Source organism: Priestia megaterium (genome assembly GCF_023824195.1).
GTDB lineage: Bacteria > Bacillota > Bacilli > Bacillales > Bacillaceae_H > Priestia > Priestia megaterium_D.
Map to the genome: position 1 here is coordinate 2,859,686 of NZ_CP085442.1, position 20,389 is coordinate 2,880,074.

Consider the following 20,389-nt stretch of genomic DNA (forward strand, 5'->3'; position numbering starts at 1 on the left):
AGGTTGAGTATGAGAGAAAAGCTCGTAAGACTCGGTTATTTACTGGGGTTGGCTCTTGTTTTGTCCGGCATTTTATATTTCTTTGCATCGAACTGGCAAGGCTTTGACCGCTACACTAAAATTGCGCTGAGCGTGGGGCTGATGATGCTGTTTTACGGAAGTGCGTTTGCAGTGCGAAAGCTGCTTCCTCAGAAGGCGTTTTTAAGTCACTGGACGCTTTTGGCCGGCGCTCTTTCATTTGGATTAAGCATCGCGCTTCTTTCTCAAATTTACAACACGCACGCTGAATCGTACTGGCTGTTTTTAATTTGGCTTGTGCCGGTTATTTTGTTTAGCTTTTTTACAAAGTATCAGCCGTTTTACGTGTTATCGTTTGTTTTATTTCAATTCACCATGGCTTTTTTTATTTCACCAACAGGCGCAGTTTCACAGCGAGGCGAACACGAGACGCTTTTACTTTACGCAGGAATGGCGTTTGTGAACTTAATTATTTTTTGGATCATAAAAAAGAAACAGCGCTCGTCTCCTGTGATCATGTATGCGGCGTTTTGTTTGTTTCACTACATTTTTTTAACTCTTTCCCTGCCGGATTTCACAGGCAGCTCTAGCTTACGGATTGGTCTTATTATTTTTTATTTGCTGTTTTTACTAAGCTCCTTTTTTTATTTTTCAAAAGTGGAGCCGCAAAGGTCGTTTTTAGGGATTTCCATTGTGGCATTTGCTTTATTTGTTATTGAACAATTTTTCTCTTTTATTTTCAAACACTACGCTGAATGGTCACTGTTCTTAGCTTTAGGATTCGTGATTTTATTTATTGGTGCAAGCGTATGGTTTGTCAAATGGCTCACTGCCAACACTTCAGCACAAAAAACCTCGCTCCGCGTAATCAAACGAATAGCGGTGATTGGGATTACTGCCATTGCATCGGTGATCGGCAGCAGTTCTTTAGGAGGACTTGTCACTCTTATTACAGGAACGTACCCAACAAACGGAATGCTTGTGATCGGCGTTTTGCTGATTGTGGCATGTTATTTGATTAAAGCAGATATTCCAACGGTGAAATATACGCTTTTAATGATGGGGATATTAATTAGCGCCGGCGCTTCTTTTTTTGTGCACGACATTCTATTTTTTATCTACGTCATCGCACTTGTGGCACTTTTCGTGTTCACGAAGCATACGCCCGTTCGCCTGTTGTTTTTTGTACTAGTGCAAGGGCTTCTGTTAATAAAGGTTCCGACTACTTACTATGACACTATCAAAATAGATTATGTGCTGCTCGCTTTGTTTCTATTAAATGCAGCTGTGTATACAATAAAGGTACATCACGCGTTTAAAAAAGCAGCGCTGCTTCTTGCTTTGATCTTTTTACTGTCCCTGACTGAATTAAGCGAACCGTCTTTTTTAAATATCATTTACTGCATGGTGTTTTTTGTGATTTCGACTGTCTTTTTATTTGTGACGGTACGAAAAGAGCCAAAATATGATTTTATTGTCGGCATGATTTTCTGGTTTGTTTTTTTAGCGATGAAATATTACGACTTTGTGTGGGATTTATTTAATAAGTCACTTGTGCTTATTATTCTAGGTCTTATCTTTCTTTTCCTAAGCAGGAAATGGGACCTGTCAACGCCTGATCAGCCGCAGCCTTCGTTTCTTGACCGCAGTCGAATCGCTGTATGGGTCATCATTCTTGTTCAGCTCATTATTCTTAGCGGAATCTTCACTAAAAACGAAGTGGTTCTTCAAAACGGAAAAGAAATTAAGCTCGCTTTACAGCCGATTGATCCGCGCTCGCTGCTGCAAGGCGATTATGTCGAGCTGAATTACGACATTGCGCACGTTACATTACCTCATGTGAAAGACGGTGAAAAAGTGAAACTCGTTCTTCGCCCGAACAAACAAGGCGTGTATGAATACGCAAAAATCTATCAAGCGGATGATGACTGGAATAAGCCGTACACTTCTAAAGAAAAAGACGTTGTCATTACGGGCAGCTATCATGACTGGGGAATCCATTACGGGATTGAGCATTACTTTATTCCAGAAGGAACCGGCACCAAAGTGGAAAGCGAAGCTCATTTTGCCACTGTACGAGTTGGAAAAAACGGAGATGCAATCGTTACAAAAGTGGGTAAATAAAAAAAGCAGCCGCTTCAACATCGAAGCGGCTGCTTTTTATTTTAATTGATAAATACGCCGATGATCATCGTTAGAATAAGGATCACAAAGAAAATAATTATTCCGTAGCCAATCCATTTTATTCTTTTTGGCGTTCCTTTTACATTCATATCCGTTATTTTTCCTTCAATACGTTTTTGATGTTCAGTAACATCATCGTATTTGTTGTTAGGCGAAGTGATATTATCCTTCCTTTCTATTCAGTCGTTTTCTCTCTTTTAACAGCTCTTCGTATCTTTTTTCAAGCCGCTGCTTTTCTTTTCCTTCTGGGGTGATGGAAAGCTCGCTAATAACTTTTGTTACTTCTAGTTGAATCGCTAGTTTCTCCGCTTCATTTTGCTGCTGTGACGCTTTTTTGCTTTTACCCGTATCTTCAATCGCCGTGAGCTCCGCTTTGGACTGTTTTAGCGTCAAAACATGCGTCGCAAGTTTTTTAACAAAGTAGCGGTCGTGCGTCACAAATAAAATCGTCCCTGGATAAGCTTTTAATACTTCCTGCAGCGCTTCTTTTGTATGAAGATCAAGATAGTTGGTCGGTTCATCTAAAAGAAGAACGTTATAGTTTCCTAAAAAGACTTTTGCTAATGCCGTTTTTACTCGTTCTCCTCCGCTTAGCATCTCTACTTTTTTATACACGTCTTCACGTTTAAAAAGTAAGCGCGATAGTACCGTACGAATAAACTGCTCGGTGTACGGACTGTCTTCTTTAATGTTTTCTAAAATACTTTTAGCGGGATCTAGATTTTCAAGACGCTGATGGAAAAAGCCGAGTTTTACAGGCTTTGCAACCGTGATGCCTTCTGCTTGCTGCTCGATCATATTCAAAAGCGTAGATTTTCCGGCACCGTTTTTACCGACAATCGCTACTTTCGCCTTTGGCTTCACACCGCCTTTTAGACCTTGAAACAAGATATGGTCCCCAGCTGATGCCGAGACTTTGTCAAAGCTCAGTACCTGCTTGCTGTGAACTTGGTGAAACTGAGATAAATCAAAATGAATTTCTTCCATTTCTTTTGGCTTTTCTTTTTTCTCCAGCTTTTCAATTCTTGTTTCAATCGCTTTTGCGCTTCTATCTAGCTTGGCTTTTTGTTTTCCGACCGCTCGTTTATGAAGTCTCGCTTCAGAGTTCCCCATACGGCTCGGCGCTTTTTTAAGCGACTTTGATTTTTGGTTTTTTTCTTCAGACGCCAGTTCAAGCCTCTGCTTTTCTTTTACATACTGCTCATACTCAAACTGCTGTCTTTCAACTGCATGTTTTTTTTGCGTCACATACTCTTGATAATTGCCTTCGTAGCAGTGAACTTTGCCGTCTTCTACTTCCCAAATAGACGTACAGAGGCGGTTTAATAATTCTCGATCATGTGAAATCAGCAGCAAACTGCCTGTAAAAGCCTTCATTTCTTCTTCAAATTTCTCTACGCCTTTTACATCTAAGTGGCTCGTTGGCTCATCGGCTGCAAGTAGTTCCGCGCCCGATGAAAGAGCAGCAGCAATTTTCTTTCTGGTTTCTTCTCCTCCGCTAAGAAAGTCGGCTTCATTTGGCACGTTCCACTGACTTTTCATCTCGGGAGATACAGCTCCTGTAGTTTGAACGTCAAGCTGCGGAATCAGTGAGGAACGGCCATACGTTTGCACAATTCCTTGATCCGGACTCATTTTTTTCATTAAAATATGAAGCAAAGTCGATTTGCCTTCTCCATTTTTTCCAACAATTCCAATTCGCTCTCCGCGATGTACTTGAAGCTTCTCTGCTTGAAACAGCAGGCGGTCTCCATAGCTTTTTTCAATATTTATAGCTTCTAACAATAACATAAAAAAACCTCCCTAGGATTTCTAGAGAGGATTAGAGGTCATAATTAGGCATACGCAAATATGCACCCTTTTTATAGAGTAAAAAAAGGGAGAAATCAATTCATATAAGACATATAGAAATGGCACCTAAAAATGTACAGACTAATCCTATCTAGACAAATGTTCATTTAAAATAAAGTTTTAAAAGAATGTCTAAAAAAATAGGATTACTTATCCATTGTCTACGGTACCTTTCCTTTCTTAGTATAAAATGACTTGCTTCTTATAGTGTATGATGAAGTTTTTTAAATGTCAATATCGATTTGGATGATATTCCCTTCTTTTCCTAAGCACAAAAGAATCCTCAGCTGATCACAGCCGAGGATTCTTTTATTACACGTATTGGTTCACTTTACCTGTAAAATCAGGCAGCCACTCACCGTGAGCTTCAATTAAATCATCGCACATACGAATGATGTCATCCATGGATAATTCCGCATTTGTATGAGGATCTAGCATCGCAGCTTGATAGATGTGCTCTCTTTTTCTAGTGACAGCTGCTTCAATTGTTAATAATTGCGTATTAATATTCGTACGATTTAACGCCGCAAGCTGCTCAGGTAAGTCTCCTACATAAGTCGGCATAATGCCGCTTCGGTCTACAACACATGGAACTTCTACGCACGCTTTTGTCGGCAGGTTACTAATTAAGCCTCCGGTATTTAATACGTTACCGGCAAATTTAAACGGCACGTTTGTCTCTATCGCTTCAATGATTCTAGAGCCGTACTCATGTGAACGCGTATGAGTTAGCTGACTGTTGTTGACCATTTCTTCTCTCATTGATTCCCAATTGCTAATTTGCTCTTCGCATCGGCGCGGGTATTCATCAAGAGGAATGTTAAACTGATCAACAAGATTTGGATATTTATGTTTAATAAAGTATGGATGATATTCTGCGTTATGCTCAGACGATTCGGTAATATAATAGCCGAACTTATCCATTAGCTCAAAACGCACCATATCTTGATGCTTTGTCTTTTGCTTTTCTTTTGCTAGACGCTTGATTTCTGGATATAAATCTTGTCCATCTCTTTTTACTTCTAGCAGCCATGCCATATGGTTAATGCCTGCGATTTTCTCTTGTATTCCTTCATGATCCATTCCGAGAGAATCAAATAAATCTTTTGTACATACTTGAACACTGTGACAAAGGCCTACCGTCTTTACATTGGTATAGCGCAGCATTGCACCTGTCAGGGTTGCCATTGGATTGGTGTAATTTAAAAACAGCGCATCCGGACATACTTCTTCAATATCTCTTGCAAAATCAAGCAGCACCGGAATCGTGCGCAGTGATCTGAAAATCCCTCCAATTCCTACTGTATCTCCAATCGTCTGACGCAAGCCGTATTTTTTAGGAATTTCAAAATCAATGACGGTGCTTGGTTTGTATCCGCCTACTTGAATCGCGTTGATCACATACTTTGCTCCTGTTAAAGCTTCTCTGCGGTTTAAATAGGCTTTAACCGTAATATTCACTTTATAGTTTTCTTTTAAATTGTTTAGCATATTTTCCGAATCTCTTAAACGCTCAGCATCTATATCGTAAAGAGCAAATTCAAAGCCAGCTAAGGCAGGCACAAACATGCAGTCTCCTAAAATATTTTTTGCAAAAACTGTACTTCCCGCTCCGATAAATGTGATTTTAGACATCGTCATCTTCCTTCCTCGTATTGGTTTTATCCTTTCACAGATCCTGATGAAAGCCCTGCAATAAAGTATTTTTGTAGCACTAGAAATAAAATAGTCATTGGAAGCATCGCAATAATAGCTGCTGCTCCTACTAAGCTAAGATTATTTTGATTTTCAGCAAAAAAGCTTGCTAATGTAACGGTCAATGTATGCATTTCCTTATCTTGAAGGAAGAAAATTGCAAACTGATAGTCGTTCCAAATATAGACGCTGGCAATAATTAAAATAGACGCAGTGACGGGCTTTAACAGTGGAAATACGATTTCAAAGAAAATCGTTAACGTACCGGCACCGTCAATTCTTGCTGCTTCCTCGAGCTCTTTAGAAATAGTGGAGCGAATGAAGCCTGCATACAAAAAGATCGTTAGCGGCAAAAATGCTGCGACATTATTTAAAATGGCAATTTGGTACGTATTCATCATTCCCATATTCACAACCATTTTGTACAGCGGAACTAGCGCTGTTAAAGGCGGTATTACCATCACGGCAATAAAGATAAAATAGACGTACTTATTTAATTTCGTTTGTCGGCGCGCTAAAGGATACGCAGCCATTGATCCTAAAAAAATAAGCAAAATTGCCGAAACGAACGTAATAATAAACGTATTCATAAAAGAGTTTCCTAAATTAGCTTGCTCCCAAGCTGTTGTGAAATTTTCGAAATGTATGCTTTTTGGAAATACCCATTTGGAACTAAAATCCCCGGTTTCTTTTAAAGAAGTTGTAACTAGAATATAAAAAGGGACAATATGAACGAGCGTTATACAAAGAGCTAGAAAGGTAAAAAATCGTTTTTTCCGTTTATTTGTATAGTCCATCACGCTTCTGTCTCCTTTCGTTTAAAGTACACAAGTGCTGATAAGCTAATGACTAAGATAATAAGCGCCATGCAAACACCTTGAGTTGCTGCATAGCCAGCGTCCTGTCTTCTAAAATATAAGTCATACATAAAAGTAGACATCGACTGTGATGCATCTCCAGGTCCTCCTCCTGTCAGCGCAACAATTACGTCAAACAGTTTTAAACCCCCGATAATATTTAAAACGACGTTAATTGTAATAGAAGGCATAAGCAATGGCAGAGTGATATTTTTAAACTGCTGAAGAGCAGATGCTCCGTCAAGCTGTGCTGCCTCGTAGTAATCTTTTGAAATACTTTGCAGCCCCGCTAAATAAATAATCATCGCAATTCCAACGAATTGATACGTATTGACGAACACGATAATCCAAGAGTTAAGCTCCGGAGTTCCCAAAGCATTAATCTTCTCAAAGCCTAAAAATACAAGAAGGTCATTTAAAGCGCCTCCTTGGTAGGCAAAAAAGAAGTACCAGATATACCCCATAATAATTGGGCTGATAATAACCGGAAGGTAGACAATTGTTCTTGTTACAGCTTTCATTTTAATGCTTTGATTCAGAAGCAAAGCATATAACAAGCCAATAATATTTTGAAAAATAGTACTGCCTATTCCGTAGAGCAGCGTATTTTTTATCACGAGCCAGGTCGTTGGATCTGCAAGCAAACGTTTATACTGCTGGAGCCCAATCCAATCGTACGTTTGTGAAAATCCATTCCAATTAGTAAAGGAAAGTCTAATTCCGTTAATAAAAGGATAGATAATAAAAACGGTGATAATTACTAAGCCGGGAAGGTACATCCACCATAAAGAGGACTCTGTTTTTAATTTTTTCTTTCGTTTTTCCGTATCTCTTACTACAGAAACCGGCTCTTTCCTGACTAATTCATTCATCGTGTTCACTCCTATTTCAGCTTGTGTTGAAAAGAAGCAGAAGCCTATCTCCCTGCTTCTTAGCGAACAAGGAACTTTTGCACACTATTTTATTGTTTACTGAGACGCTTGTACTCTTTTTCCATCTCATTTGATAATTGCTTTGGCGTTAAACTTCCCGCTAGCAATTCTTGACCTGTAGAAGACATCACTGCCCACATGCCGCTCGGTAAATACTTTCGGTCGAAGTATGGCTCAACTTTAATATCGTTATACTTATCGTAGTATTCAGAGTAGTAGTTTTGGGTTTTATTGTTTGTCAGAGCCGATGCTGAAGACGTTCCTTCGGCAATCTTTTTGGCAACTTCCGGCTGTGACACAAATTCAATAAATTTCTTCGCTTCTTTAAGGTGCTTAGAATCCTTCCAAGCAGCAAGGGTAAAGCGCTCTCCGCCAATCCAGCTTTGCGTACCATCTTTATGAATAGCTGGCACCGGTACCGTTCCTACTTTTACTTCAGGATTTAATTCTGTTGCATCCGGTCCAAGAGATCCGCCCACAAATGTAAAAGCAATTTTATTTTGAGCCATTAATTCCGTTGCTTGAGATACTTTTGCGGTTAATACATCTTCATTCAGCAACCCTTTTTTCTTCATTTCTGCCATTGTTTCCGCTAGCGGCGTGTAGTTTGACCAATTAAATGTTCCTTTTTCTAACTGCTTAGCGTAGTTCTTATTTTTTGCTGTAATAAGCTGAGGTGTGGCGAGCTGATCAAAAACTTGAGCAATATTGCCGTTTTCTCCTCCTGGAATCCATAAAGGAGCTACTTCTCCTTTACTTTTCTTCTTTACTGTTTCTAACGCTGTTATAAATTCATCCATTGTGTTAGGAGGCTTTATTCCGTATTTTTCTAATAGCGTCGCATTATAGCTAATTCCGTCTTTTGCTTGATTTAAAGGGTACGCATACACTTTGCCGCTTTTATCTTTTAAAATTTGATTCAGCGCCGGATCTAAATGCTGAACCCAATCCATATCTTTTAAATCTGCTACATATTCCCCGTAGCGAAGCTGAGACCAGCCGTGCGTATCAAATAAATCGGGCATATCATTTGCACCCATTTTCACACGAAGCATATCTTCATAGCCGTTACCCGGAAAATTCGCATCAATTTTAATATCTGGATTTTGTTTTTCAAATTCTGCAATCGCGTTTTGAAGCGCTTTTCTCTCGCCTTTATTACTCATCGTAGAAAAAAGCGTTAACGTTGTTTTCCCATTTCCGCCTGTTGACGCTTCTTTATTTCCGCAGCCTGCTACCACAACAGAAAAGACTAGTAATAGAACGAAAAGATACGTAAGCTTTTTCATTTATCTTCTTTCCTCCTTATACTCTATCAAGACATAAATAACTGAATATTCAGTATTTTAATCATAGACAAATTTATTGCACAACGAAATAAAGTCACTTATAATTTAGTCCTATACTTTTACAAAGGTTCAAAGAGTCCTAGAGATGAAAAAGCTTTTTCATTTACATACTTATCTGCCAATAAGTATGTAGTTTCTAGGGCTTTTTAACCTGCTTTTTCTATGTTTTTTTCTATTTTTCTTCCCCCTTATCACTCTTTATGTATGAATTCTTCTTTTCTATCACCCCCTTTCAAGTTATAACTTTTAGGCTACTGTTTTTTGAGTAAGGCTCCGCAGCTTTCACGATAAATTAATTTAGTCGGCACCATGACTTTTAAAGGAACGGATCTGCCGCTTAGCCGATCTACTAGCATTTTAACAGCCTGCCTTCCCATTTCTTCAGTATATACTTTAACCGTTGTGAGCGGCGTGCTCGCAAATGCTGCGATATCCACATCATCAAAGCTTACAATCGCTACGTCTTCAGGAACCTTTATATTGGATTGCTGCAAGGCACGCATTGCTCCTATTGCCATTGCATCACTTGCGATAAAAAATGCCTGAGGAAGATTTCCTTGCTTAATCGCTTGTCCCATCAGCTCATATCCTTCATTCATTGAATATTCGCCGACATAAACTTTCTCAGAATCAAGCAGTCCTTTTTCATACATAACGCGTTCAAAAACCGTTTGACGCTGATCTTCAATAATAGAACTTCCATTGATATAATGTTCTCTTTCTGTCCCTCCGATATAGCCAATTCTTTTATAACCGAGGTCAAATAAATGATTTAATGCATGTTTAGTAGCTTTCTCAAAATCAATCATGACCGAATCGTACAAATCCTCATCCGCTTTGTGATTGATAAAAACAATAGTATCTAAATGATTGCTCACTTCTTGAACCGTTTCTGGACTAACTCTTCCCACTACAATCACTCCATTAAGATCCTGCAGCAGCTCTTCTTGTTTCATGCCTTTTAGCCTAAATGACTTTACTGTAAAAATTTCTTTTTCTGAGCATTCACTCTCTATTCCATGGCGAATAGAGGAGAAAAAAGGGTCTACTAACTCTTCTTCAAGAGATTGAGCAAAAATAATACCTATCCTTGGAGCTTCTATGTCTTTTCCGTTTGCCGTTCCTTTGCGTATCTTCACGGGTGTATATTGCAGCTCCTTGGCTGCATGAAGAATGCGCTCACGGGTAACCTCAGATACAGAAAGCGTATGATCATTATTTAGTACTCTTGATACGGTTGAACTCGAAACATTAGCGTACGCCGCTATATCTTTTAAAGTTGCCATCTTTTTACCTCTCTATTATAATCTTCTATTTTTACTAAATATTTATCTCTTATATTGGAAGAATAGCACATTAATAAAACGCTTTCAATAAATAATTTTAAAATTTCAGTAAATTCATTAAAATATTCCCCAAAATCCTTCATTTATTTTGATGATCCTCCCTGTAAAATGACAAAAATACTACTATCATTACTTTATTTTTATTGCACCTTACTAAGACCGAAGTAAACTTTTAGTAAATATTAATTTTCATAATAATTTGTTCGTTGTTGATATAAAACGATTTTGTTGGGGAAAATAAAAGAAGAAATACTTATAAAGAAAGAGAGCCCATATGATTAGCCAACATTCTTATTTTCAACACTGTCTGCCTGCCATTCAACAATTGCATAATATAAATTTCACTAAAGAAAAGCTGTTGCAAAAAGACTTTTTGATCGGTCAAGAACATGAACTAACCATGTACTACTCGCCTCATAACGACTACATAAATCCAGACGCTCATATTGTTATTGCAGGTATCACACCAGGGTGGTTTCAAATGAAAACAGCTTTTAAACAATGCATTTTCAGCCTGTCTCATCATCATTCACTTGAACAAGTACTGTACGAAACAAAAAAAGCCGCTAGCTTTAGCGGAACGATGAGAGTAAATTTAATAGAAATGTTAGATCGGTGCGGCATTCCAAAAGCCATGGACATTAACAGTGCCGCTGAGTTATTTGCTTCACAGCGAGATTTGCTGCATACAACGTCCGTATTAAAATATCCCGTATTTTATAAAGGAAAAAACTATACCGGTCATCAGCCGCCAATCGAACGCTCAGCGCTTCTTTCTCGCTATGCCTTTGAAGTGTTCCAGCATGAGTTGAACGAAATGAAGAATGCGTGCTTAATCGTTCCGCTAGGAAAAGCGGTTGAGAATGTTTTAAGAAAACTTTTACTTGAACCTTCGCTTTCTCGGCATACGTATCTATTTGGCTTTCCTCATCCATCCGGAGCAAACGGACATCGAAAAAGGATATTTGAAGAACACCTAAGTGAATTTACGGAAATTGTGGAGGATTGGGCTGCAAAGAGAAAGAGCTAAAAACTAGTTTTGGCTCTTTCTTTTTATAACATCTCCTTCTCTTTCTTCTATTTCTCGTTCAGTTTGTTCTTCATGAAACTCCTCTTCTGTTTGTGCAGCAAGATAATCAAACGGCGTGTAGTAATTACGAGGAAGCTTTCGGTGCCAAACCGTTTTAACGATAATGATCATCAGCGGAAAACTAACCATTAAAATAGCGACTAAAATTAGTAACGAAAAAGCCATGGGTTATTTCCTCCTACTCTAATACGCTGCTTACGTTTAGTTATTGCACTTTTCTTCTAAAACGACAAAGCAAATCCCCTACATTCTTTCCCTTATATTCAATCTATATTTACCGTCATCAATATACGGAATTCATGGATGATAAAACCCTTCTTTTCAAAAGACGTGCTGGTTTGCCTTGACCTCTTTCAGTAGACACATATGCTTCTTTTACCTTCCTTTGTACAAGCAATTCTTTCAGAAAAGTTAAAAGGCTTGTTCCTACTCCAGTCTGCTGAATGCTGGTTAACACACAAATTTCATTTAAATAAAACGTCTTATAGTTCGCCCATTGTTCTTCATTTCCTACTATAAATCCTATGAGTTTATTATTTTCACTATGGAAGTAACCTATCCCTATGTACCCTGGAGTTTTACTAATATCATATAAACGGGCATAAGCAGTGTTCCTACTCCAAGGCTCATTCCACGGTGAACCACTAAAAACGCTTGTATAGATAATTGCTGCTTCTTCTAATTCTTTATCTCTCAGTAAACGAACTTGATTTTTCATCATGTTTCTCCTTTTCCTATCAACTTTTTTGAAACTCATTTATATATAAATCATTTTAACAATTGGTTAATTATAACATTAAAATTTCAAAAGAATGATAGCAGCCTACTTCAGCCCTAAACGAAAAAAAGGTCCCTTCTGATGGAGGAAACCTTCTAACATTTATTAAAAAGAGAATAAGAAGAACTTTAAGTCCTTTATTTTATGGCTAAACGTATAACTGACGCTACATTTTTAGCCGTTCGTTCAATATTTTCATCGGCTTTTTCCAGCGCTTCTGACAGAGCCACTGCGCCGGGCACGACGCTGAATAAAGCATGAATACCGTGTTCATATACAGCTTCGCTTCCCGCTCCAATGCTTCCCGCTATGGCTATCACGGGAACACTGTGTTTTTTTGCTGTTTTGGCTACGCCGATGGGTGTTTTTCCGTAAATGGTTTGACCATCTATTCTTCCTTCACCCGTAATCACAAGATCAGCATTCTTAACATAGCTTTCTAGCTGAGTTGCTTCAATGACAATGTCTACCCCTGGTTTTAACTCAGCAGATAAAAATGCCAGCAAGCCGCCGCCAAGTCCTCCTGCCGCTCCAGCACCAGGAACACTTTGGATATGAGTATCCATTTCTTTTTCAATAACCGCTGCGTAATGAGCTAAATTACGGTCAAGCTGTTCAACCATATAAGGAGTTGCGCCTTTTTGAGGACCAAATACCGCAGATGCCCCGGTTTCACCTGTTAACGGATTGTCTACATCGCACGCCACTTCTACTTTGACTTCAGCAAGCCGAGAATCCAAGTTTGCAAGATCAATAGAGGCTAACTGATCTAAACTGCCGCCTCCTTCTTTAATTTCTGCTCCGTTAGCATCAAGAAGTTTTGCCCCTAAAGCTTTTGCCATACCGGCTCCTCCATCATTTGTAGCACTTCCTCCGATGCCAATAATGATATGCTTCACTTTGTGATCTAACGCTTTAAGAATGAGCTCGCCGGTTCCCCTCGTTGTTGTTATAAGCGGATTGCGTTTATCCACAGGAACATGATGAAGGCCTGAAGCGGCTGCCATTTCAATAACAGCCGTTTTGCCCCCGCCAAGAATTCCGTAAAAAGCTTCCACCGTTTTTCCTAACGGTCCGGTTACCTTTGTTTGTATAATCTCTCCACCCGTCGCGTCTACAAGCGACTGAACGGTCCCTTCTCCTCCGTCTGCCATAGGTACTTTACTGATCTCCGCGTTGGGAAAATGAGTTTTTATTCCTTTTTCCACGGCTTCACAAACGTGCAGAGCCGTTAAGCTTTCTTTAAATGAATCAGGTGCAATAACAATCTTCATAGGAACACTCCTTTTTGTTTTTACCCATATAGCTTTAATACACCAAATATAAGCGTGGATACAATTGCCATAATGAGTCCAATAAGCGATTCGTAAGGTATTAATTTTAAACGTTCTTTCATTTTCATGTTTACACTTCCTCCCGTTGCGTGGAAAAAGCTTCCGTGCGGGAGGTGATCAAGTACGGTCGCTCCGGCATGAACCATAGCAGCTCCGGCTAAAGCAGAAACGCCTAGTTCTAAAATCGTCGATCCAAAAACTTGGCTTGCTACGGCTGTTCCTGCAGTTGTCGAAGCAGTTGCCGCTGACATAAAGATACCTGAAACCGGAGCTAAAACATAAGCTGGCAACCCAATTGCAGACAAGCCTTGAATAATAACGTCTTTTAACTGAGAGTTAGCAATGATTCCTGCCAATGTCCCTGTTCCAAGCAGCATAATGGCTACGCCTGACATTTTTCCTAATCCCGAAATAGCGTATGTATTAAGCTGTTTTCCTTTTTTCATCACAATGGCACCAACAATTCCTCCTGCAGGAAGCGCAACCATGGGATCAATATTAAGATCAAAAAGCGGTCGCAGCGCCAGCAGCACGATTGTAACAATTGGTGCTATGATGGCCGTTAAAAATAGCGGCAAGCTCTTTGCATCCACGGTATCTATTTCTTCAACTTGAACCATTGTTCCTTTTTTTACTAATCGTTTGGCTACTATATAAGTGGCCGCTACCCCAAATATAGCGGGAATAATTCCTGCAGCCATAACGGATGTAAGCGGAATATTAAATGCATCTGAAGCAGCAATGGCATTGGGGTTAGGAGACATTAGATTTCCTGCCTTTCCTCCTCCAATCATCGCTAGTAAAATAGCGGGCTTTGACATCCCCGTACGTTTAGCAATGGCTAAAGCAATAGGGGCTACTGTGATCACAGCCACATCAACAAACACACCTACCGTCGTAAGAATGAGTGTGGCTAGCGCAAGAGCTAAAAGAGCTTTTTTTTCTCCTAGTTTTTTTACAATGGTTTCTGCTATAACCGCTGCAGCACCTGATTCTATTAATACGCCAGCTAATACCCCAGCTGCAAGAATTCGCAGCACTGCGGGAATGATGCCTTGTGCTCCTTCAATCATTAAATTAACGGTATCAGCAATATTAACTCCGCCAATCAGCCCTCCAATTAATGCTCCGGCTATCATTCCGTATGCGGGAGCCACTTTCTTTAAGATTAATATAATGGCAATCACTAATGCACAAATCGCGCCTAATGCGCTTACTTGAACGTCCATAAAGCATCCCCTTTCTTGTTTCTCCTATCCTTAACGTTAATTGTAAGCGTTATCTTTTTTTCTTTCATTAGTCATTTCAACAGAAAAAGACCTTACTATCGCAAGATCTTTTATGCACATGCACAATTATGAAATGGTTGATAGAAGCATCGCTACATACAGTTCGAGAAGATCTTTTACTTTTCTTGGATCTTTTCCCGTAATATCTTGAATTTTATCTAGACGGTAGCTTAGCGTATTTCGATGTATAAAAAGCTTTTTAGCTGCCGTGCTTCCTTCCCCATTTTCTTCTATATAGACTGTTAACGTTTCAATAAGTTCTTTTTTCTTGTCATATTCCTTAAGCTTTTCATAGTGATGCAACAAATCATGATTTTCTTGAAAACCGGCACGTCGACGTAACAGCACGGGAATTTGATAATCAGAATAGCTGTAGAAAACAGCTTCTGGATGAAGCTTTGAACCGACCGCAAGCGTATCTTTCGCCTGCTGATACGATACATGAAGGCCTTTAAAGTCAGCTTGAACAGATCCTGTAGATAGCTTATAGGGGAAATCGGACGCACGAAGCTGTTTTTCCAGCTGTTTAGCATAACTCTTAGCGCTGCCGGATTCCAGATATTTTAATAGGACCACTCCGTCAGGAAGCATAGCATATAGGTCATGATTAGCTATGTATTTCTTTACAAGTTTCATAACTTTATGGCGGTTTTCAGCTGTAATAATGAGTGCCATTCTTGGAAGGTATAAGTTAATATTAAAGCGATTCGCTCGTTCAAAAAATAAGGAATCAAGAGGCTCTTCTTGCTGAAGAAGCTGATGAACCAGCTCTTCTTTTAATCGTTCATCCCATTGAATTTCCTCTATTAAAATCATTTCTTGAAAAATCATTTCAGCCGCCATGCGCACAAGCTCTCCGTAATTACGAATCTGCTCTGGCAATCCTGTTAATCCCACGACTCCAACAATTTCTCCGTTAAATAAAATAGGCAAATTCACCCCCGGTTTGACTCCGCGCAGCGAGTCAGCCTGCTGCTGAGTAATTTCGTAGGAACTGCCGCTTTTTAATACCATCAACGCTCCTTCGTGGATTTGATCGAGTCGATTTGTGTCACCAGAACCAATAATGACTCCTTTTTCGTTCATTACGTTAATGTTGCAATCAATGATTTCCATCGTTCTACACACAATTTTTTGAGCTAATTCTTTTGTTACGTATCTCAACATTTTCCCACCCTTTGCCTCTGTGAAGTAAAGCTCAATTTTTTCGTGACAGCTAATTTGCATTCCATGAAAAATTTGCGATACTTCATTATAATATACGTAGAAGCAAAACCACATCTTTGAAACCGCCAACAAAACAGCGTCTATAGGAGGAAGAAAGAATGACTGTGTCAAAACTAGTTTTTACCCCTCTTAGCTATACAGGATGGGGATCACTTCAGCAACTGCTTCCGGAAGTAAAAAAATATCACCCTTCTCATATTTTAATCGTCACAGATCCTGTTTTAAAAGACATTGGACTTGTAGATAAAGTGAGTTCTCCCCTTATCAAAAATGGATACGAAGTAGATGTATATGCAGATACGGCACCAGAACCGCCTTTAGCACTTGGTGAAAAACTCGTATCCTATGCAAAAAGCCGAAAATTTGATTTAGTCGTCGGAGTTGGCGGCGGCAGCGCATTAGATTTAGCAAAGCTTACGGCCGTTTTAGCCGTTCACGACGGAGCTGTAGAAGAATACTTGAACTTAACTGGCACGAAACAAATTACGAAAAAAGGGCTTCCAAAAATTTTAATTCCTACCACCTCCGGCACGGGTTCAGAAGTAACGAACATTTCTGTCCTGTCTCTTGAAAGCACCAAAGACGTTGTTGCCCACGACCATTTGCTTGCGGACGCTGCAATTGTAGATCCCGAGCTTACGCTGAGCGTGCCTCCTAAAGTGACGGCAGCTACAGGGATTGATGCATTAACTCATGCCGTTGAAGCTTATGTGTCGGTAAATGCAAATCCAGCAACCGATGCTTTAGCACTAAAGGCTATACGCATGATTAGCTCTTCTTTAAGAACCGCTGTAGAAAACGGTGAAGATAAAGAAGCGCGAACTCAGATGAGCTACGGAAGCTATTTAGCAGGGCTTGCTTTTTTTAACGCAGGTGTTGCCGGTGTTCATGCGCTTGCTTATCCACTAGGCGGTCAGTTTCACATTTCTCACGGTGAATCAAACGCCGTATTGCTTCCATATGTGATGGGCTATATCCGCAGCAGCTGCGTGGCAAAGATGCAGGATATTTTTGAAGCCCTAGGCGGAAACGCTAACTCTTTATCAACAGAAGAAGCTTCTTATCAGTGTGTAAAACAGCTGCAGTCACTTGTCAAAGACGTCGGCATTCCTCAAACCCTTCGTGGATTTGATATTCCAGAAGATGCATTACAAAAGCTGACCGAAGATGGCGTCCAGCAAAAACGCATTCTCGCTCGCAGTCCTTTGCCTCTTCATGAAAAAGACATAAGAGCCATTTATGAATCGGCTTATGATGGTGCTATAGTAGAACCTGTGCACTAAAAAACTCCCCCTTATGTAAGGGGGAGTTCTATTTATGCTGCTTTTGCCGTTGTACCAAAACGATTCTCTTTAGGATCGCTAGGCTGGCAGAATAAAATAATTAGCCAAATTCCGCCGATGAGTGGAACCAATGTAATGAGCTGCCACCATCCGCTTTTTCCCGTATCGTGGAGCCTTCTTGCCCCTACCGCTAACGAAGGGACTGCAATCAATAACGAATAGATAACCGGCAGAAAAAGAGGCTTATCAATAACAAACTGAATGAACGAAAGAATAAATGAAATAACAAAGTTAACTAACACAAACATCCAGTATTCAGTTCGGCTTGCTCGACCAGAAAATACCCCATAATTTTTTAATACCTTTATATACCATTTTATTTACATAATACTCCTTTTTAGTATAAAATTGTAAATTTATAGTTTATATATCCTTTTTATTCAAAAAACAAACCGTTAAACGAACAAATAACGACATTTTTTACACAAAAAAACTTCTTTTTAAAAAAAGAAGTTTTTCTTCATCCATCATGCTTTTTTTCTATTTAATTAAATCATTTCGGTCTTCCATACTTGGAGGTTCCTCAAGCCATCCGTTTTTGACCATGATTTCCCCCCCGTCTTGCCCGTATGTTAAAATGTCTTTAGCCGTACTGACAAGTGTAAGAGGAAGATCTCCACGCAAGCTAAACGCAGTGCCTAAAGCATTGCTACCTAACCCGAAACTGCAGAATAAACTCACGCAGTACATCATTAATTTATCTGAAAAAGGTGCTACTTTTGACTCCGTCGCTTTCGCTCCCCACGTCGCAGGCGTTTGGATATCGCTTTCCAAAAGAATTTTGCTATAATCACTTACAATTTTCTTAGCTAACTCTTTACCTTTTACAAAATACTTCTTTACTTCAGGCTCACTTGCTACTTGAGCGAATCCTGTAATCATTTGCATGCCAAGAATGTTGCTTTCAATAGCGTAATAAATATGTGCTACCTCTACAGTATTTAATGCACGTTTACTGGAAAATAAATGGAGGCCATTCATGTAATCTGTACCTTCAGCAAACTTTGCTGTTTTAGGTACTGAAACAGCTGGAGGCCTTGGAAGCACATTTTTTTCCTGTAGATAATCTACACATTTGTCATAGCCACTTTGCGTGAAAGCGGTAAGCTCTTTATATAGAGAGATCATATCTTTTCTGTAGGACATGGTTAAATGAAGCGTATGTAGCCCCATGCTAATTTCTTTTAAAAGGCGAAGAAACATAATATCAAACATCTTATCATAAAGCTTAGGAACACCGACATTTACGTCTTTTTCTGTGTATCCTACCGGTATGGCTGCCCCTTCATTTTTTAGAATCGTTTTGATATCCTCAATATAGTTCACCACTTGCATATGCGTATCTTGCATAATTTCTTTTGCTTGGTCATCTTCTGCGTGCGCAATAAAATATTCTAAAATTCTTCGGATCATTGTCTTTTGCTGATAGGTCATCCAAAGAGTAGCAATTTCACTTGAACTTAACGGTATTTCTTGACTCATATACTAAACCTCCTGCTAGGGCTACATACGTATAGCTTTATTTATTCAAGAGTGGGTATCTGTACAAATGAAGATTGTATTCTACTTTAATGTTCATTCACGTAGTCAGATACAAAACTCTATCTCTTCCTCAATTAATTCTGCTTCATTTACTATGCACAAACTGGAAGAATTCTATGTATTTGCCTTCGCTTTTAAATGGAGGAAACAAAAAAAGCCCCTTTCCATTAAAGGCGCTTTTTCGAAGAAAACGTTTTTATTCCATCGTATCAGAAATTCTTCTGTAGCTTCCGCATTTTTTTAGATATTGAATAATATCTTGATTTTTTACATGCTGAATAGCTGATCCGAACAGCTCTGCTGCTACCTGCATACGTTCATGCTTATGTTCAATGGTCATAATATATCGAAGCGCATCCACAACCGGTGCATTGTGACGTGTACGACGAGTTATGTACTCGTGAATGGCTTCATTTAACCCTTCCGATTCTGCTTGTTGAAACTCAGGTTTTCTTACTGCTTGACTATATACCACTTTTTTGCCACTCCTTCTCCTCATTTTTAATCTTTTTTTATCTTTCTTTTATTTCCAGTTCCCTAACAAAAAGGAAACAAAACATGCAATCTTAACTTTTTTTATAAAAAAACAATTATTTTTCATAAAGCTCTAACAAGCGTTTGTGTATCCAAATAGCGGCTTGTAAACCTTCTCCCATCGCTACCGTAACTTGTTCAGAATGAGCCACAATGTCTCCTGCTGCCCACACGTTTGAAACATTTGTTTCTTTTGTACGCGGATTAACGATAATGTGCTGATTTTCTAGAAGTTCTACTCCGAGCTCATGGGCTAATTCTGTTCGAACTTTATTTCCTCCGAACGCTAAAAAACCTCTTTCTCCATAGATAAATTCATTGTTTTCGAGGATGACTCCTTTTAACATTTCTGCTTCAGCTATGACTTTTTTTATTGCCGCTTCTTTATAGGTAATTCCCTTTTGCATCAAGGTATCTGCTAAAGGTCCAATCTCTTTTTTGTCATGATTAATGTACGTAATGTCATTTGTCCAATATGTTAACGTAAGAGATAAACTGGCTCCTGCTTTTCCCGACCCTAGTACTAATACCCTTCTATTATTTACTTCGTATCCGTCACAGTCGGGACATACATATACTGTTTTTCCCATACAGGGATATAGCTCTTGCTGAAGTTCAGGCGGAACCCGGTCTACTACTCCCGTCGCAAACAGTAAAGTAGCTGCTTCGTAGTTAGCAGAGTTTGTGATGACGTTAAACCCATCTATTTCTTTTTGACAGTGAATGACACGGTCTTCTGCAAATTGAATGCCGTAGCTTTTTGCTTGCTTCCTTCCCGTTTCTCTTAGAGTTTGCCCACTTATTCCCTCAGGCCATCCCAATATATTTTGATAATTTTTGCAAAGATTGGAACGTCCATCGTTTGAATCAATAACCAATACACTGCGCTTATATCTTCCAAGCTGAATAGCGGCTTGAAGTCCTGCAATTCCTCCACCTATAATAACGCAGTCATACTTGTCTGCCACACCACATCACCCCAGCTTTTACTATTTTTTAAACGAAAGCTTCAGTTTTTCA

General features: G+C 39.3%; 18 protein-coding genes. 3 read left to right on the forward strand and 15 right to left on the reverse strand.

The window, feature by feature from the left end; genetic code table 11:
- The first annotated feature begins 9 nt into the window (after positions 1–9).
- A complete protein-coding gene (locus LIS78_RS14505) occupies positions 10–2,142 on the forward strand; it encodes a GDYXXLXY domain-containing protein (RefSeq protein ID WP_252283877.1) in 2,133 nt (710 codons plus the stop codon).
- A 222-nt stretch (positions 2,143–2,364) separates the two neighbouring features.
- On the opposite strand, the gene abc-f is transcribed toward LIS78_RS14505, so the two are convergent.
- The 6 genes from abc-f to LIS78_RS14535 form a co-directional block, all read right to left on the reverse strand.
- Positions 2,365–3,993 carry a ribosomal protection-like ABC-F family protein gene (gene abc-f / locus LIS78_RS14510; RefSeq protein ID WP_252283878.1) on the reverse strand — a complete coding sequence of 543 codons (1,629 nt, stop codon included), beginning with the start codon at positions 3,991–3,993 and terminating at the stop codon, positions 2,365–2,367.
- A 372-nt stretch (positions 3,994–4,365) separates the two neighbouring features.
- Positions 4,366–5,688: an alpha-glucosidase/alpha-galactosidase gene (locus LIS78_RS14515; RefSeq protein ID WP_252283879.1), complete on the reverse strand. Its 1,323-nt coding sequence runs from the start codon at positions 5,686–5,688 to the stop codon at positions 4,366–4,368.
- A 26-nt stretch (positions 5,689–5,714) separates the two neighbouring features.
- Positions 5,715–6,545: a carbohydrate ABC transporter permease gene (locus LIS78_RS14520; RefSeq protein WP_252283880.1), complete on the reverse strand. Its 831-nt coding sequence runs from the start codon at positions 6,543–6,545 to the stop codon at positions 5,715–5,717.
- Complete coding sequence (locus LIS78_RS14525; RefSeq protein ID WP_016766148.1) at positions 6,545–7,477, reverse strand: carbohydrate ABC transporter permease; 933 nt, start codon at positions 7,475–7,477, stop codon at positions 6,545–6,547. Before LIS78_RS14525 ends, LIS78_RS14520 begins: the two co-directional genes overlap by 1 nt.
- Positions 7,478–7,566: 89 nt before the next feature.
- Positions 7,567–8,826 carry an ABC transporter substrate-binding protein gene (locus LIS78_RS14530; protein WP_252283881.1) on the reverse strand — a complete coding sequence of 420 codons (1,260 nt, stop codon included), beginning with the start codon at positions 8,824–8,826 and terminating at the stop codon, positions 7,567–7,569.
- Between the two features lie 311 nt (positions 8,827–9,137).
- Positions 9,138–10,172 carry a LacI family DNA-binding transcriptional regulator gene (locus LIS78_RS14535; RefSeq protein WP_252283882.1) on the reverse strand — a complete coding sequence of 345 codons (1,035 nt, stop codon included), beginning with the start codon at positions 10,170–10,172 and terminating at the stop codon, positions 9,138–9,140.
- Between the two features lie 334 nt (positions 10,173–10,506).
- Between LIS78_RS14535 and LIS78_RS14540 the strand changes: the two genes are divergently transcribed.
- Positions 10,507–11,262, forward strand: a complete 756-nt coding sequence (locus tag LIS78_RS14540; protein ID WP_252283883.1) for a uracil-DNA glycosylase family protein — start codon at positions 10,507–10,509, stop codon at positions 11,260–11,262.
- A gap of 3 nt (positions 11,263–11,265) precedes the next feature.
- Here LIS78_RS14540 and LIS78_RS14545 read toward each other — a convergent pair whose 3' ends face one another.
- From LIS78_RS14545 to LIS78_RS14565, 5 genes are all read right to left on the reverse strand, one after another.
- Positions 11,266–11,487 carry a DUF3951 domain-containing protein gene (locus LIS78_RS14545; RefSeq protein WP_252283884.1) on the reverse strand — a complete coding sequence of 74 codons (222 nt, stop codon included), beginning with the start codon at positions 11,485–11,487 and terminating at the stop codon, positions 11,266–11,268.
- Positions 11,488–11,605: 118 nt separating this feature from the next.
- Complete coding sequence (locus LIS78_RS14550) at positions 11,606–12,040, reverse strand: GNAT family N-acetyltransferase (RefSeq protein ID WP_252283885.1); 435 nt, start codon at positions 12,038–12,040, stop codon at positions 11,606–11,608.
- A 197-nt stretch (positions 12,041–12,237) separates the two neighbouring features.
- Positions 12,238–13,374, reverse strand: a complete 1,137-nt coding sequence (locus LIS78_RS14555; protein ID WP_252283886.1) for a glycerate kinase — start codon at positions 13,372–13,374, stop codon at positions 12,238–12,240.
- Positions 13,375–13,394: 20 nt separating this feature from the next.
- Positions 13,395–14,663, reverse strand: coding sequence for a GntP family permease (locus tag LIS78_RS14560; RefSeq protein WP_252283887.1), 1,269 nt, complete (start codon positions 14,661–14,663; stop codon positions 13,395–13,397).
- 126 nt (positions 14,664–14,789) lie between these two features.
- The gene (locus tag LIS78_RS14565) at positions 14,790–15,890 is read right to left on the reverse strand and encodes a sugar diacid recognition domain-containing protein (protein ID WP_252283888.1); all 1,101 of its coding nucleotides are present in this window, start codon (positions 15,888–15,890) and stop codon (positions 14,790–14,792) included.
- Positions 15,891–16,048: 158 nt separating this feature from the next.
- Between LIS78_RS14565 and LIS78_RS14570 the strand changes: the two genes are divergently transcribed.
- Positions 16,049–17,233 (forward strand): iron-containing alcohol dehydrogenase, encoded by a 1,185-nt coding sequence (locus LIS78_RS14570; protein WP_252283889.1) that lies wholly within the window; start codon positions 16,049–16,051, stop codon positions 17,231–17,233.
- A 32-nt stretch (positions 17,234–17,265) separates the two neighbouring features.
- Here LIS78_RS14570 and LIS78_RS14575 read toward each other — a convergent pair whose 3' ends face one another.
- The 4 genes from LIS78_RS14575 to LIS78_RS14590 all read right to left on the reverse strand — a co-directional run bounded on the left by LIS78_RS14575 (position 17,266) and on the right by LIS78_RS14590 (position 20,337).
- Positions 17,266–17,613 carry a DUF805 domain-containing protein gene (locus tag LIS78_RS14575; protein WP_057245185.1) on the reverse strand — a complete coding sequence of 116 codons (348 nt, stop codon included), beginning with the start codon at positions 17,611–17,613 and terminating at the stop codon, positions 17,266–17,268.
- A gap of 160 nt (positions 17,614–17,773) precedes the next feature.
- Positions 17,774–18,775, reverse strand: coding sequence for a DUF3231 family protein (locus tag LIS78_RS14580; protein ID WP_252283890.1), 1,002 nt, complete (start codon positions 18,773–18,775; stop codon positions 17,774–17,776).
- A 256-nt stretch (positions 18,776–19,031) separates the two neighbouring features.
- Positions 19,032–19,310: a hypothetical protein gene (locus LIS78_RS14585; RefSeq protein ID WP_252283891.1), complete on the reverse strand. Its 279-nt coding sequence runs from the start codon at positions 19,308–19,310 to the stop codon at positions 19,032–19,034.
- 115 nt (positions 19,311–19,425) lie between these two features.
- Complete coding sequence (locus tag LIS78_RS14590; protein WP_209149947.1) at positions 19,426–20,337, reverse strand: NAD(P)/FAD-dependent oxidoreductase; 912 nt, start codon at positions 20,335–20,337, stop codon at positions 19,426–19,428.
- Positions 20,338–20,389: the final 52 nt, after the last annotated feature.